This is a genomic window from Bradyrhizobium sp. ISRA464, from assembly GCF_029910095.1.
Lineage (GTDB): Bacteria > Pseudomonadota > Alphaproteobacteria > Rhizobiales > Xanthobacteraceae > Bradyrhizobium.
This window is the reverse complement of the sequence record NZ_CP094526.1, coordinates 4,223,366-4,237,300: the sequence shown is the minus strand read 5'-3', so window position 1 is coordinate 4,237,300 and position 13,935 is coordinate 4,223,366. Positions and strand designations below refer to the sequence as shown.

Annotated in this window: 16 protein-coding genes; 13 read left to right on the top strand and 3 right to left on the bottom strand. The window is 59.4% G+C overall.

Annotated elements, in window-relative coordinates:
- Positions 1 to 1,319: 1,319 nt before the first annotated feature.
- The 7 genes from MTX19_RS19935 (at position 1,320) to MTX19_RS19910 (ending at position 5,122) form a co-directional block, all read left to right on the top strand.
- Positions 1,320 to 1,619, top strand: a complete 300-nt coding sequence (locus MTX19_RS19935) for a hypothetical protein (RefSeq protein WP_280978951.1) — start codon at positions 1,320 to 1,322, stop codon at positions 1,617 to 1,619.
- A gap of 171 nt (positions 1,620 to 1,790) precedes the next feature.
- Positions 1,791 to 2,009 carry a hypothetical protein gene (locus tag MTX19_RS19930; RefSeq protein WP_280978950.1) on the top strand — a complete coding sequence of 73 codons (219 nt, stop codon included), beginning with the start codon at positions 1,791 to 1,793 and terminating at the stop codon, positions 2,007 to 2,009.
- A complete protein-coding gene (locus MTX19_RS19925) occupies positions 2,006 to 2,596 on the top strand; it encodes a Fe-Mn family superoxide dismutase (RefSeq protein WP_280978949.1) in 591 nt (196 codons plus the stop codon). Before MTX19_RS19930 ends, MTX19_RS19925 begins: the two co-directional genes overlap by 4 nt.
- A 303-nt stretch (positions 2,597 to 2,899) precedes the next feature.
- Positions 2,900 to 3,301, top strand: coding sequence for a hypothetical protein (locus MTX19_RS19920; RefSeq protein ID WP_280978948.1), 402 nt, complete (start codon positions 2,900 to 2,902; stop codon positions 3,299 to 3,301).
- Positions 3,302 to 3,334: 33 nt separating this feature from the next.
- A complete protein-coding gene (locus MTX19_RS19915) occupies positions 3,335 to 3,559 on the top strand; it encodes a hypothetical protein (RefSeq protein WP_280978947.1) in 225 nt (74 codons plus the stop codon).
- Entirely contained in the window at positions 3,460 to 3,675 is a 216-nt protein-coding gene (locus MTX19_RS39290) for a hypothetical protein (RefSeq protein WP_348638314.1), read from the top strand. Before MTX19_RS19915 ends, MTX19_RS39290 begins: the two co-directional genes overlap by 100 nt.
- Before the next feature lie 673 nt (positions 3,676 to 4,348).
- The gene (locus MTX19_RS19910; protein ID WP_280978946.1) at positions 4,349 to 5,122 is read left to right on the top strand and encodes a hypothetical protein; all 774 of its coding nucleotides are present in this window, start codon (positions 4,349 to 4,351) and stop codon (positions 5,120 to 5,122) included.
- A gap of 137 nt (positions 5,123 to 5,259) precedes the next feature.
- Here MTX19_RS19910 and MTX19_RS19905 read toward each other — a convergent pair whose 3' ends face one another.
- Both MTX19_RS19905 and MTX19_RS19900 read right to left on the bottom strand, forming a co-directional pair.
- On the bottom strand, positions 5,260 to 6,684 hold the full coding sequence (locus MTX19_RS19905; RefSeq protein ID WP_280986124.1) for an ATP-binding protein: 1,425 nt from the start codon (positions 6,682 to 6,684) through the stop codon (positions 5,260 to 5,262).
- Positions 6,681 to 7,376 carry a response regulator transcription factor gene (locus tag MTX19_RS19900; protein ID WP_280986123.1) on the bottom strand — a complete coding sequence of 232 codons (696 nt, stop codon included), beginning with the start codon at positions 7,374 to 7,376 and terminating at the stop codon, positions 6,681 to 6,683. Before MTX19_RS19900 ends, MTX19_RS19905 begins: the two co-directional genes overlap by 4 nt.
- A gap of 250 nt (positions 7,377 to 7,626) precedes the next feature.
- Between MTX19_RS19900 and MTX19_RS19895 the strand changes: the two genes are divergently transcribed.
- The 6 genes from MTX19_RS19895 to MTX19_RS19870 all read left to right on the top strand — a co-directional run bounded on the left by MTX19_RS19895 (position 7,627) and on the right by MTX19_RS19870 (position 12,398).
- Positions 7,627 to 8,175 carry a hypothetical protein gene (locus MTX19_RS19895; protein ID WP_280978944.1) on the top strand — a complete coding sequence of 183 codons (549 nt, stop codon included), beginning with the start codon at positions 7,627 to 7,629 and terminating at the stop codon, positions 8,173 to 8,175.
- Positions 8,176 to 8,332: 157 nt separating this feature from the next.
- Positions 8,333 to 8,701, top strand: coding sequence for a hypothetical protein (locus MTX19_RS19890; RefSeq protein ID WP_280978943.1), 369 nt, complete (start codon positions 8,333 to 8,335; stop codon positions 8,699 to 8,701).
- An 8-nt stretch (positions 8,702 to 8,709) separates the two neighbouring features.
- On the top strand, positions 8,710 to 10,107 hold the full coding sequence (locus MTX19_RS19885; protein ID WP_280986122.1) for an ABC transporter permease: 1,398 nt from the start codon (positions 8,710 to 8,712) through the stop codon (positions 10,105 to 10,107).
- Positions 10,104 to 11,363: an ABC transporter permease gene (locus MTX19_RS19880; RefSeq protein ID WP_280986121.1), complete on the top strand. Its 1,260-nt coding sequence runs from the start codon at positions 10,104 to 10,106 to the stop codon at positions 11,361 to 11,363. The genes MTX19_RS19885 and MTX19_RS19880 overlap by 4 nt, the downstream gene beginning before the upstream one ends.
- A complete protein-coding gene (locus tag MTX19_RS19875) occupies positions 11,360 to 12,073 on the top strand; it encodes an ABC transporter ATP-binding protein (RefSeq protein WP_280986120.1) in 714 nt (237 codons plus the stop codon). The genes MTX19_RS19880 and MTX19_RS19875 overlap by 4 nt, the downstream gene beginning before the upstream one ends.
- Positions 12,074 to 12,140: 67 nt before the next feature.
- Complete coding sequence (locus MTX19_RS19870; protein WP_280978940.1) at positions 12,141 to 12,398, top strand: copper-binding protein; 258 nt, start codon at positions 12,141 to 12,143, stop codon at positions 12,396 to 12,398.
- Between the two features lie 325 nt (positions 12,399 to 12,723).
- Here MTX19_RS19870 and MTX19_RS19865 read toward each other — a convergent pair whose 3' ends face one another.
- Positions 12,724 to 13,914: a DUF3182 family protein gene (locus MTX19_RS19865; protein ID WP_280978939.1), complete on the bottom strand. Its 1,191-nt coding sequence runs from the start codon at positions 13,912 to 13,914 to the stop codon at positions 12,724 to 12,726.
- Between the last annotated feature and the right edge of the window lie 21 nt (positions 13,915 to 13,935).

The window sequence follows — 13,935 nt, the reverse complement described above, 5'->3', positions numbered from 1 at the left end:
TCAGAATTGCTGCCATTTCCGGAATCCTTACCGGTATCCAAGACCTATTGGATCGTCTGCCCGAAGGTGACAGCGGCTCTGCCAAAGATCGCGACTTTTCGCGATTGGCTGCTGGCGGAGGCGGCGACGGACCAGCGGCAGCTCAAAAAGCTGGCGCCTCGGCCTGACGGTCGGAAGCCTGTGCGCGCCAATCGCTCAAACGGATTGAGGCGTCACCGGCCCAGGCCGGAATCCGTCGGCGGTGGTTGACGAAAATGAGGCGAACAGTGGCAATGCCGCTAACAATCATGGCTTGAACGATGCTTTGGCACGTTGAAGAGTAACCGATGTTTTGTATGGGCTACGAGGGTCGCTGCAGCGGGAGTGCTCTTGGGCCCAAGTAGTGCACGCAGTGCAGCATTGGAACGTGCGGGAAATCTCCGAACCGAAGGTCAAGCGAGTCGTTAGTGCTCATCCGAATGGAGGAGAACGCATGCGTAGTCTCGCGGTAACAACGGCAATACTACTGTCCTGTGGTCTCGTTCCTGCCCACGCCGAAGAGGCGGGAGGGATTGGTCAGGCGCAGACGGTTCCTGTGCAGCCGGACCAGACCCCTCAACAGGCGGAGCAATCACGCGCACAAGAGCGGGCGCGCGGAGAGGATGTGCAAATAGGCCGAGACTGGAAGGCCCACGAGAGCGACGCCAATCGCATGGGCCGCGGTGACAAGACGGACGAGGACCACCAGACAGTCGGTCGTGACTGGCGAGCGCATCCCGAGGAGAAGCATTGAGATTCTAGTTCCCCGCCCCGGCGGCTGAAGGGTCTGCAAGCGTGGGCGGCGGCAGGTACGGCCAGTGCGCTCCCGGCGTCAGTCATGAGCCGACAGAGTATGTTCGCGCATCACGCTTGGAGGGTGCCTCGCGCAGGCCTTCCTGATCAAACGGAAGTGAACGCATTGCGGAGTTAATGTGCGTCGGTTCCTGATTGACAAGCAATCCCCCTTTGGCAAGGTCGAGACGTTGGGGATCGCGGTCTCCCCATGAGGCGACATGCCCAAGTATCGCGTCCGTTTTCTATGCAAGGACGCAGCGTGTGCTCGCCAACCAGCCTAGACCTTATCTCTTCCTTTCGAAGTCTTGCGCACACAACAATCCAGGGCGCGGTTTGCGCTTGGCGAATCCGATCTCGAGTACGCGTAGGCGGAGCTGGCCTCCTTGCGAATCGGCTTCCGACGGAGGGGCGATATTTCTCCGTGCATTTCACGGACCTACACGGGCAGCAATTGAATGGAAGGCGCGCGGCCGCTGCTCGCTAGTCACGAGAAGAGGAGACGTGCGATGAACAGGAAATGGATATTGGCGGGCAGTGGCCTGCTGCTGTTGGGATTGGTCGGCGTAGCCATGGTGACGGCTGAGCCGGAGGGCGCCCAAGGTCCGGTATTCATAGCCGGAGACAAGCCGGTGAGCGAGGATCAGGTCCGTCAAAAGCTGCAGTCCGACGGTTGGTCGAACGTCCAGATCGTGCGCGACGGACAGTATTTTGAGGCGATGGGTTCGAAGGACGGCCAAGCCACGAGGGTTGCCGTCAATGCCCAGACCGGTCGGCTGCGTGCGGCCGATGACGAAGACGAGGATTGAGTAGATTTCCCTCATTGTGAGGTATCGGTGACATTACGGCCCACAACACGAGGTTCTGCCTCCAGAGGTTGGTGCTGGCTCTACGGAACCGGTAAGCTTTGACGGCGTTGACAAATCCGTCAGTCGCGCATTATCTGCGTGTACGGGGAAGCGATCTCCCCGTGAGGCGACATGCCCAAGAATCGCGTCCTGTATTCCGGAAAGGAAGGACGCTGCATGTCTGCTGTTTGGCTGCTCCCACCCGAAACGCATCTTATTTTCTCGCGCGCGCTGAGATTGCGTGGCGTGCGGTCGATCGGCTCCGCTGCCGAAGACCTGTTGCAGGCGGCCGAGCCTCGCGACAGGTCCGATCCGGAAATCAACAGTGATCTCAACGGAGGACAATCATGACCTACGTCATGAAGCCGCTGTCCTGCGACCCGAGCCGCATCCGCGGCATGTCGGAGCGAATGATCATCAGCCATTATGAGAACAACTACGGCGGTGCCGTCAAACGGCTGAATGTGATCGACGAAAAACTTGCCGAGCTCGATTTTGCGAACGCACCAGGCTTTCTGATCAACGGGCTGAAGCGCGAGCAACTCATCGCAACCAACTCGATGATCCTCCATGAAGTGTTCTTTGCCGGTCTTGGCGACGAGAGCGAGCCTGGCGCAAGTCTGAAGGAAGCGCTGGCGCGTGATTTCGGCTCGTACGATCGGTGGTGCGCTGAATTCATCGCCATGGGCAAGGCGCTCGGCGGCGGCTCCGGCTGGGTGCTGCTGACCTGGTCGCCGCGCGACCGCAAACTCGTCAATCAGTGGGCCTCGGATCACTGCCACACGCTGGCCGGTGGTACGCCGATCCTGGCGCTCGATATGTACGAGCATTCCTATCACATCGACTACGGCGCGAAGGCCGCGAGTTACGTCGATGTCTTCATGGCGGCGATCAATTGGCTGGCCGTGCAACGCGCTTATGACGAGGTGCTGAAGTGATACGAATGTTACGCCGTCCCCGTCACATCGACGACATGCGTGGCCGCACTGGCAGTCGGGTTTCCGACGCACGCGTGCCAGACAGGCTGGCTCTCGGGATGAGGTAGTCTCACGAAAGGAAGATCGAATGCGAAATATGGCTCTTACTTTGTCTGTACTGACTGGTCTCTTTGCTCTGAACGCTACCGCGCAGGCTCAGACATCCTGCAAGGTCTGCGCGGAGCAACGAAAAGCGTGCATGAAGAACTACGCCGGACCGGCCTGCAAGACTGAGTACCAAATGTGCCTTAAGGCCTGCAAGAAGTGAAAGAGGCTGAGTTGCGTAGCTTGCGCACAGGTAACTTCATCGCGGCACTTGCCGGCGTGGGGAGCTTCGTTGCTCTCGATGCCGGATTTGTCGCCGCGGAGGGTCTTAAGAAATTATCTGGTGCGCAAATACGAGCAAAGTTGTCGGGGAAGGAAGTGACCGACGAGGTCCACTATCGCGATGTCTATGAACGCGACGGAACTTTCCGAAGCTATGCGATGGGGAGCAAGAAGCGCGGCAAGTGGACCATTCAGGGAGATGACCTCTGCATTGATCTGCCGGAGCCCGACGGTGGCTGTTTCGAGCTGACCGCGGCGGGAAAGAACGTCGTCCTGACGCCGAAAGGACTTGGCTCGCCATATGACGGCATTGTCCAGGAGATTTCCGATCCGAACTAAGAGGCCAGAAATGTCATCGCAGACGATCGAAAGATGACCCAACCGAAGACGGAGTTCTCGAATCCCGTCATTCGCTGGATCGACCATCGGCTTCCGATTTTTACGTTCCTGGATCACGAGCTGAACTCCTATCCAACGCCTCGAAACCTGAATTACCTCTGGAATTTCGGATCGCTCGCGGGCATCGTGCTTCTGATCATGATCGCGACCGGCATCATACTTGCGATGCATTACGTGCCGAGGCTTTCAGGGAGTTGACCAGTGAAGGGTTTACAGCCGCAGTGCGCACCGCGGAAGGCGAAGCGTGCCGAGTTTTTGCGTTTGATCCGACCGCAAGAGAAACGCTGTTCTTCCGGCGGCTTAGGGGTGGATAGAAGGGGCGGTCGCCGTGTCTCTGATCAGCAGATGTGCAGCTCAAATTTCCCGACTTTGTGCGGTGCGGCATCACCCGTCGGGCAGATCGAGCTTGGCAGCGATGCAGACGACATCCGTATCGCGTCGAAAGCGGGGCAACCGTGCCATTGAAGCGCACCAAGAGCTTTTAGCTCGACGGAAATGCGGCTCTGATCGTCGTCAACGTGCCGAGTGCCGCCACGATCGACGTCATCGACCGCATCTCACGTCAGAAAATTGCATCGTGGTCCACGGAAAGCAGGAGCGCGAACTTCGCGATGGTGTTCGACGAACCCCGTCAGCATCTTCTTGTGGCGTTTCGGCGGCCGGCGGAGCTCGGAGTCATCTCTTTGAGCGATGGAGCTCTTGCCGGGACAGTGCCCACCTGCGGCGGCGTGGACGACCTGTTTCTCGACTCCAAGCGCGATCGGATCTACATAAGTTGCGGTGACGGCTCTATCGATGTGCTTGCCGTGGATGGCGGTTCCTCTCGGCGGATTGATCGGATCCCGACAGCCGCTGGTTGCGAGGACATCGCTCTTCGTGCCCGAGTTCGATCGCTTACTGCTGGCCGTTCCGGCGAAAGGCGACATTGCGGCCGCAACTTGGATCTTTCACCCGTCGCCTTGAGGTTCCAAGCTCCGAGGAGCGAACATGCTTGCTGGAACGTCGGTTTCTATGCGGTGCATCGCTGCTTCCGTCGTGGTTCTCGTCGGAGCGGCGCTCTCTGGCCCGGCGTTCGCATACCGTCCTTTCGACGGTACGGACGCAGCCGTCGCGGCACCGGGCGAACTTGAGGTCGAATTGCAACCCGCGGGCGTTCAGCACGAGCAAGGGACGCACACGCTCATCGCACCGTGGACCGTGCTGAACATAGGATTGGGAGAGGGCTGGGAGGCAGTGTTCGAGGGACGAGGTGAAACGACCCTGTCGCCCGCCGGTCCGACCGAGTTGATCGACGCCGGCGCGTTTCTCAAGCATGTCGTGGTGCCAGGCAGTCTCCAGGACAAGGTCGGGCCGAGTGTAGCGACTGAGTTCGGTGTGCTGTTGCCGGATAGCACGGGCAATAGCGGTGTTGGCGCAAGTTGGGCGGGTATCGTCTCCCAGCGCTGGGATTGGGGGACGGTGCACTTCAACGTGGAAACGCTGCTGACACGCGAGCATCGCGCCGATGTGCTCGTCGGAAGTATCATCGAGGGGCCGTCCAGTTGGAAGGTGCGGCCGGTCGCCGAGGTCTTTTACGAGAAGGAGTTCGGGCTGGAGGAGACCGTGTCTGGGTTGGTCGGACTGATCTGGCAGGTCAACGACAAGCTCTCCTTTGACGTCGCGTATCGCCATGCGCTGACCAACCGCCACGCCGTCAATGAAATCCGCGGCGGGTTAACCTTCGCCGTTCCGATTCGTTTCGAAGGGGCTCGCAATAGATGATGTTAGGATCGCAGGTGATGGAGCGGGGATTATCGCAAGATCGATTGAGGTCCGGAGGGGTGGTAACGCGAGAATGTCCAAATAGGGGCCGCGGTCGATCGATTGCCTGAGTGCTGGCAGCGCCACCGCAGTCCACTTCACGATGATGCAGCTTCTTGTGTCCCCCTGCGCAGTTCATGCGGCACCCGGCGATGCCCATCGGCCGCGGAAGAATCGTCCGCAGCCGGCAGCATGACCCGGAACAAGCTTCCATCCGTCCCTTCGCTTGCGAGTTCGATTTGCCCGCCATTCGCCTCGACCGCCCAGCGCGCGATTGCGAGCCCAAGTCCGACCCCGCCTTCTTCCCTCGATCGGCTCGCATCGACGCGATAGAAGCGATCGAAAATACGATCCCGATGCGCGATAGGAATCCCGGGTCCCGTGTCCCGTACCTCGATCACCGCCCGCTTGGCTGTCGCATTCACCTCGACGGTGATCGCGCCGCCATTTGGGGTGTATTTTATTGCATTGTGTATCAGATTCATGAGTGCATGCCGGATGAGGGCGGCGTCTGCCGTAGCATGGACCCTGATCGGAACGCGGAGCGTGAGCTCTTGCCGCTTTTCGTCGGCAAGCACGTGGAGCTGATCGATGACATTTCCTGCCAACCGTCCAAGGTCCAGGTCCTCTGGCACTAGGTGGATTTTTCCCGAGTCGGCTCGTGTGAGGATCAGGAGGCTTTCGACGAGCCGCGTCAGCCTGTCGACTTCCTCCAGCATGCTGCCGATGACGTCGCGGTACGCGACGGCATCAAGTGGACTCTGCAGCGCGACCTCCCCAACGCTGCGCATCGCGGTGAGGGGGGTGCGCAGCTCGTGCGAAGCATCAGCAGCGAAGCGGCGTAATCGTTCGAACGCATCTTGGAGACGGAATAGCGTGTCGTTGAACACCGTCGCGAGCTGCCCGAACTCATCCCGAGCGTTATCGACCGGGAGCCGTTTTGCGAGTGATTCTGCAGTGATTTCTCGGGCTTTTTGTGCCATCGCGCCGACCGGAGCGAGTACCCGGCCTGCAAGGAAGTAACCTCCGGCGACTGCCAAACCTGCGGCGAAGGGAATGCCCGTCGCGAGGATGACGGCGAGCGTCCAAAGTGTGTCCCGGAGGGAAGTTTCGTCAATCGCGGCGGCCACGCGATAGGACGATCCAGTTAAGCTATGGACGCGATAGCGACGACCGCTCGGGGCCGTCCAAGACAGCGGCGATGCCGAATCGCCTGGCTGCAGCGGGGACGAGAGTCCCTCCCGCGCCCATGCTTCGGTTTGCTGACGGATGCCGCCGGCGTCGTCCACCCGGAACAATGTTATGCCCCATTCGGACGCCAAATCCGCCAGTTCGTCAGGCTCCTCGCGATAGACCTTACCGATGGTCGCGATCTGCAGGCCGAGTTGCGCGTCCAAGGCAGCGTAGAGGCGAGTCTGGACGAAAAGCAGAATGGCTGCGGAAAAAATACATACGATCAGTGTCAGCACACCAGCGTGCCAGAGCGTAAGCCGCGTGCGCACGTTCGGCGGGCGGAATCTCATTCTTGTCTCCCGCTAAGAAGGTATCCAAGGCCGCGGACAGTGTGCAGCAACTTTCTGTCGTAGGGTTCGTCGATCTTGCGACGCAGCCGGGCAACCGTAACGTCGATGACGTTGTCGAGGGGGGTAGCCCTAGCCGTCGCGTGCCACACGTCGCGTGCGAGCATCTCCCGCGACACGATGCGGCCGCCGTGACGCAATAGGTATTCGAGCAGGTCGAATTCCTTCGCAGTCAGATCGAGAGACTGAGCTCCCCTGGAGACTTTGTGCATGACGAGATCCATCTCAAGGTCCTCGTGCTGTAGCCTGAGGATCTGGTCCATGCGTCCGCGGCGGAGCAGTGCCCGGATGCGCGCAAGCAGCTCGGAGAATGCGAAGGGCTTGGTGAGATAGTCGTCAGCGCCTTGATCGAGGCCAACCACCCGGTCCTCGACCGCATCCTTGGCCGTAACGACCAAGATCGGCGTCTGATTGCCGCACTTGCGCAGCGTCGCGAGAACATCGATGCCGTCGCGGCGCGGCAGCATAAGATCGAGCAACAAGAGATCGAAAGAGCACTGGCTCGCGAGGAAAAAGCCCTCTTCTCCGGTCGCTGCGATCGTGACTTCATAGTGCTCTGATTCAAGGCCCTCGCGCAGCGCGTTCGCGACCTTCTTTTCGTCCTCAATGACCAGAATACGCACGGTGTGCTCCACTCCGAGAGCTGCCCTCGCACGGGCATTATAGACCGGTTCCTTGCTGCCGCAGCGTTCCTGACAGGGATTTCAGGAATTCTTCAGTGGTGGAGGCGCCGAAAGGCGACCAAGATTTGGCCGAGGACCGAAACGTCGGCCGCATCTGGAACGCCTTCAGGTCGCCAGATCGGCGGCAGGCCGCAACCGGTTGGTGGTGGTGCAACAGCAGCTTTGACGGCGGGGCATCTCGATTAATGAAGGGAGGCACCTCATGACCAGACGACAAATGCTACTGGCGTCTGCCCGTAGCTTCGTGATCATTGCTTTGGCCGCATCATCTGTTGGCCTTCGATCAGCTTTCGCGATTGGTCCAGACCAGGAGCAGGCCGAATTGGCAAACGCGTTGAGCGGCGTGAAAGTCAGCCTGCAGCAGGGCTTCACGGCCAGCGAACGGGAAGGTCAGCCGATCTCTGGAAAATTCGAGATGGACGAGGGCAAGCTCCAGCTTTCGGTCTATACGGCGAAAGAAGGAAAGTTTTACGAGGTCATTGTCGATCACATGACGGGGACTGTCGCCAAGGTCGAGCCGATTACCGAGGGCGAGGACCTTGCCCACGCCAAATTGCAAAAGGCCGCAATGGACAGGGCGAAGGTTAAGCTGGCCGATGTTGCGACCAAGGCAAAAGGACAGGCTAAGGGAGAGGCCGCGGACGTGCTCGTCGTGAGCGCAGTGCCTGAGCTGAAAGACGGCCGTCCTGAGGCCACGATTGTTCTGCTGCAAGGAAAGAAGTTTTCGACTGCTTCGGAGCGGCTCGACTAAAGGTTGGAGCCTATCCGAGTCCACGATTTGCCGTCTCTGCGTTCGGCGAACGCGGTGAGAGGAGAGTGGGGAGTAAGAGAATCAGGCTGGAGGGCTCTGTCTGGCGGGCATCTTACAGGAGGATGCGATGAGAACTGCCCCAATGTGGATTAGCCTAATGCTGGCGGCCGGCGTGGTGACGATCGGCCTCGGAATTGACGGCGCAGGCTGGAGTGGCGCTGCAATCGCGCAGAAAAGGTCCCAAGGCGGGGGATCCGTGGATCGGATCGTGAGCCATTTGCGCGCGGTAGATACAGCCTACGCGTCAGGCAATGCGGCTGAAGCTCAAACCCGCTTCCGGCAGGCGCGTGCGGCCTGGAACAGCGTCTCGCCCCGGATTTCAGCGCGTGAGGCTCGCGAACAACAACTACTGTTCGATTCGCTGGGCAATCAGCTCAAGAGTGGGGCACCGGCGACTAAGGTGAAATCGACGATCTCCGGCATGGTTGAAGAACTTCACGAGGATATCGAACGGGAACTGAGGTAGAATTCGTCGTGGATCGCGGGCTTTTTTGGCTCGCCGTCGTCGATCTCAGAAGGGCGTGGCTGCGGTCACTGGCGACCGCGCTAGCGATCGCACTTGCATTAGTCGCAATCACGTTCTTTGCAGCACAAATAGGTCTTCGACGGGCGGAGCTCCTGACCAGCTACGAAGAGTCCGGAGCGACAACACTCATCGTCGATCTCAACAAGGTGCCGATGGGCGAGATCGCAGACCTCATTCGGGCGCTACGTTCGGCCGCCGGGGTACAGTCAATCGTGGCTCCCTATAATGGCACTCAGCTGGGCTTGGTGGCCGACACATCCTTTGTGGTTTTCGAGAACGAGAAGCAGCAGGAATCTCTCGGTGCTCGGACCACCGCGCTAGGTGTCGATCGGTCATTCGATCCAGTCCGGGATTATTATGTAAATTTCCATGATCTGAATCCGAACGCGTCCACAGCAACCCTCGGAGCCCCCCTGCTTGCTACATCTGGAACGGCGCGTCCACCGGACCGCAACGAGGTCGTTGTCCCCTCCGGGGTTGCTGATTACGTCGGCATTCGACCTGGCGCCGAAGCAACCGTCGATTTGACGTACGTGAACGCGGATCCTCCAATCGTTCGACGCTACGAGAAGCTACGCCTGATCGGGACATTTGATCTCGTCGGCCCGGATCAGGGTCGATTTGAGCCCTTTTGGCGCCTTGCTGCGCGCGGCAGTGAAGTCCTCACAGTACGTCGCCCGGATGCGCCAAAGGGCGTGGCAACCACGTTGCCAATCCTTTTGAATGACCAGGTGTTGAAGGACTTTTTCGGATTCGTCGGCGAGCAACTGGCTGCTCGCGGCATGCCACCCCCAAAGGAGACTGCAGCCAAAGAACTGATCGTGCGGGCGCACTCAGTTCGGGAAGTGCCAACAGTCGAAGGTGAAGCGATATCCCTGCTCGATGAGCGGAATCTCAAACAAGACTGCGGCGCTACAGGTGAATCTACCTTCTGCCTACGAGTGCCAGAGCGCAACAATTTCGAAGCGGCACTCCAAGAGCAAGGAAAACTGGAAGCGGGTGGGTCGTTCTTCATCTTTCTCCTACTTGTACTCGTGGCCGCCGGGGTAGCCGGTCTGCAGATCCAGTTGATCCTGGCGCGTTGGCGCGAGCTCGGAATTTTGCAGGCCGTGGGCTTTTCTCCGTTTAAAGTCCTGCTCTATTTCGCGATACGAATGTACACGGTCCTTGCCGCGGGCATGGTGATCGCCGCAGTGGCGGTGATCATTCTGCCGTTTGTTCGAAGCGCTTCAACGTTCGGTTTTGCCACCGGGGTTGCGCTTGTTGCCACAACCATTGCAGCTCTTCCGGTGCTGCTTTGGCCCCTTGCACAGGCGCCCGCCCAGCTCCTTCGGGTGTCTGCATGATATGGGTGAAGCTCACCTTCGGAGGCTACGGCCGCCGCTTCGTCGAAGCGCTTGCGGCGGCGATCGTTCTCGCTGCCACCAGCGCAACCGTCGCTGGGTCGCTGATGGTGGTCGAGGGCGCCCGAAACACTTTGAGCAGGGCCATTCGTCAGGATCGGCCCGACGTCGTTGAGGTCAAGAGCCGTTTCAATCGCGCTCTGTTTGAAACACCGCGGAGTGGAAATCTGCCGCCGCTCACAATTCCAGTCTATGAGCCGCTCATCGACCCTACCGATCTGGAAGTGGCTGCAGGCGAGAACCAGGTGGTCAAGCGGCAGTCGCTGTTTCGTAATGTCGTATCCGGCGACAGTTTTCTAAACATCTACATTTTCGGTATCGATCCTGACAGCGAGCCCGGTTTGAGCAGCTTCTCGATCGCGCGCGGTCGGTTTTTGCGGAGTGAGGATCGTGCGGTCGCGGTGCTCGATCAAGCGTCAGCTCAGGCGCTCGGCGTAGATATCGGCGGCACTTTCCCGGTTCGGAAGGCGGACGGCACGGACCTGCAGCTCACCGTCGTTGGCATTCTCGACAAACTAGAGCTACGGGGCGCCCCGCCAAGGTCGGCTGAAGCGCCCTCGTTGAGGCCGGAGTCGACCTTCGTCTCGAGCGGTGCGTTCGTGAATATCCAAACCAGCGAAGACATCTTCGGTCGCGAGAGCCTGACCGATGCCCTCGTCATTGCACGAAGCGCCTCTGAGGTGCCGGCTCTCGTCGCCAAGCTCCAGGAAGCCTTTCGGTTGGAGCCAGGCGTCTTCGTCACGGAACGATACAGCCAATACCAGCGTAAGGTCCACGATTTCGTTCTGACCCTGACTTTGTTTTCCGCCGTAAGCATTGCGACGCTGCTATTGGCCGGATCGTTCGCTGCAAACCTTCTGCACGACATATATGTCGAGCGACGGCGCCAATATGCCACGCTGATAGCCGTCGGATTTCGGCCTGCGACGGGAATCGCTCCTGCCGTCGTCTTCGGGCTGGTTCTTGGATTTGCTGCGGTTGCCTTCGGCGGCCTCGCTGCCCGTGCTTTCGTGCCGCGAACCTTCGCTATGCCTTCGCTCATGGCCGATCTTGGCCCGACGGAACCGACAATCGATTGGGTAGTGGCGGGCTCCCTCGTGGCGATCGCAATCGCAGCCGTCGGCATCGGCTCGGTCTCGACGGTGCTTCGACTTGTGCAGCAGCCCCTGGCAATAACTCTCTCGGAGGAGAACTTGTGACTCCGCTCGTCTCCGTGCGCTCGGTTTCAAAGACATATCGCCGCGAGCGCTCCGTCGTTGGCGCGTTGCGCGATGTATCACTTGAAATCGGAGAGGGCGAGTTCGTGCGGATCAGTGGTCCATCGGGCTCGGGCAAAACCACGCTTCTCAACCTCATCGCGCGACTTGATCATCCGGATCAAGGGCACGTCATCGTGGCGGGAACCGATCTGGCCCGCTTATCAGGGGCGCGAGCATCAAAATACCGCGCGGAGCAGGTCGGGATGGTCTTTCAGGCCTATAATCTGATCCCGCAACTGAGCGCTTTAGAAAATGTGCTGCTCCCGATGATTGCGTTGGGGCGAGCGAACCAAGGCCGTGCCCGCGAACTTCTCGATCTCGTCGGCCTAGCCGATCGCGCCGACCACAGCCCATCCCAGCTCAGTGGGGGAGAACAGCAGAGAGTGGCTATTGCCAGAGCATTCGCAAATGATCCTGCACTACTCTTGGCTGACGAGCCGACTGGGAATCTCGATGACCAAAGCGCACAACGTGTGATGGAATTGCTTACGAGCGCGGTTCGTCAGCGCGGCAGAACGTTACTGCTCGTAACACACGAGCGCGACTCGGTGCAGACGGCCGATAAGTGTCTCGAAATGCGGGCCGGGGTTGTCACTCGGGCCGGAGGGATCAACCTGAATTCCTCTGACAATCTGTGCTCACGAATTTGAGCGCCAATTTAACGGTCGGGAGATTACATTGAGAGCAGCACGAGTTATCCTGGCGGTTGCTATAGTGATGACGACGATCATCTCGCAGGCCTTAGCCGAGCGAACCGTTAGAGGAGTGGTCGTAAAGGTGGACGGGATGGCCGGCATCATTTCGGTCCGCGAAATGCATCCGGGTACGGCCGGGGCGACCTCCTACGGGATGGTCGAAGAATTCAAAGTGCAGGATGGGCTGCTGTTTGATGCGGTGCGACCTGGAGATGAAGTGGTCTTTTCCGCTTCGGAAATGGACGGAGCTATGACGATCACCAAGCTCAGCGAGCAGTGACTCGTGCGATCCGCCTTCAGTTGATTGCGCCGGACGTCACAATGCGACGAACATCTGTTGTGAAGTTCCAGTAAACAAAGTGCAGATCGATCGTCCCGTCGGACGATTGCAATCCCGACCGCCCCTCCGGGAACAGCGCACTGATCTGCTTACACTGACCTGCTCATGGCGACTTCATTTGCGGATCACGAGAGTTCCCGCCGGGGGGCACCCTGGAGACCTACGGTGTCCACACGGAAGCGATCAAGCATACAGCACGGAGGGATGTGGCAAATCCGCGGCCCAGCGCTGGAGACACGGGGGCTAGAAGTTGAGTGTCCGCTGGTTATGCGACTTGGCGCAGCGCTCGTGCGACCCTCGTGTATCTGATCAAGGGCCCCTCATCAGGATCATCACCATGAAAATGAACCGCCGCGCCAGTCGAGGTTCTGCGCGACTTTCCGTATTCCTTCACTGCCGTCGTCTCGACCACTTGTAGGCTGGAATCATCTGCGAATGCCGTCAGAGCAGCGAGCTCCGCAGTGCTCGCGCCACCAGAACGCCACGAAGCCTCAAATACTCCGGAGCGCCACTGCCCATTCCCATCCACGCCTTGTCCGACATCGTAATTTCGACGCGAAGCCAGGAAATCTGGGTATTTGGTCGCATTGCGGTCATACACTCGAGCTTGGCCGACGGCGAGCCTCGCATCTGCTTCCATGGGAAGTTCCTCAAGCGCTGACCAGCCGCCGCGAACGCATATGAGATGCGAACCCCCGTAGACGGAAAGTCCGTGATTGTTTGTAACGGTCCGCTGCGTGCCATGATAGGCGATCGCCGAGCTACCGATTGTCGTGCAACCGACGCTTCGCGTAATGACGTGACGCAGGTTGGTCTCGAGTACCAGACCATGAGACGCAAGCCTCTCAGCCGGGAAATTCTCTAGATAAGCCTCCAGTTCGGCAACGCGACCGATAGTGACTTGACCGTGGCCACCATCGCCCAGCGGCTCCTTCAAGCGAACCGCTCCGAGCACCAAGAGTCGTTTAGCTGCCAATTTTGCATCGTCGGCGCAAAACACTGTATAGCCCGGAAGAACAGCACTATGGACGTTATCGGCGAATGCAGATGACCAGCCAGACGGCCGAGACGCGTGCGCGCCAATGAGGTGATGCGTGATGGCTTTCGTCTTGACGAAGGGATAAGGCACGACCGCGCCATAGAGCTGCTGGGAAGAATGAATTCCTAAAGTCCGCGCCTCGTCGAAGATGAGGGTATCGCTGGGAACAAAGAAATGACGGGCGGGCGCATGCGCCTTTGGATCGAATTCACCCGCAAATCGATGCCCCTTAAGGCGCGCGATACTCTTCGCCACCACGGACAGCGTGACCTTCTCGTGAGTGTACATCGGACCGCCCAGACGAGAGAAATGCAAGACGACCGCGTCGATGCCACGCTCTTCGCGCTGAATGCCGCGAGCTGATGTCTGCCCTGCAGGGGTCGATCTTTCGTGGAAAAGGGGTTTGGGTCTGCCCATGCGCAACCATCTCATCTAGTG

Bases quoted from the DNA above. Each gene is read 5' to 3' on its own strand.
- MTX19_RS19915 (WP_280978947.1), top strand. From the start codon at position 3,335: ATGACCCAACCGAAGACGGAGTTCTCGAATCCCGTCATTCGCTGGATC.
- MTX19_RS19895 (WP_280978944.1), top strand. From the start codon at position 7,627: ATGACCAGACGACAAATGCTACTGGCGTCTGCCCGTAGCTTCGTGATC.
- MTX19_RS19890 (WP_280978943.1), top strand. From the start codon at position 8,333: ATGCTGGCGGCCGGCGTGGTGACGATCGGCCTCGGAATTGACGGCGCA.
- MTX19_RS19910 (WP_280978946.1), top strand. From the start codon at position 4,349: ATGCTTGCTGGAACGTCGGTTTCTATGCGGTGCATCGCTGCTTCCGTC.
- MTX19_RS19930 (WP_280978950.1), top strand. From the start codon at position 1,791: ATGCCCAAGAATCGCGTCCTGTATTCCGGAAAGGAAGGACGCTGCATG.
- MTX19_RS19870 (WP_280978940.1), top strand. From the start codon at position 12,141: ATGACGACGATCATCTCGCAGGCCTTAGCCGAGCGAACCGTTAGAGGA.
- MTX19_RS19905 (WP_280986124.1), bottom strand. From the start codon at position 6,684: ATGAGATTCCGCCCGCCGAACGTGCGCACGCGGCTTACGCTCTGGCAC.
- MTX19_RS19925 (WP_280978949.1), top strand. From the start codon at position 2,006: ATGACCTACGTCATGAAGCCGCTGTCCTGCGACCCGAGCCGCATCCGC.
- MTX19_RS19935 (WP_280978951.1), top strand. From the start codon at position 1,320: ATGAACAGGAAATGGATATTGGCGGGCAGTGGCCTGCTGCTGTTGGGA.
- MTX19_RS19880 (WP_280986121.1), top strand. From the start codon at position 10,104: ATGATATGGGTGAAGCTCACCTTCGGAGGCTACGGCCGCCGCTTCGTC.
- MTX19_RS19865 (WP_280978939.1), bottom strand. From the start codon at position 13,914: ATGGGCAGACCCAAACCCCTTTTCCACGAAAGATCGACCCCTGCAGGG.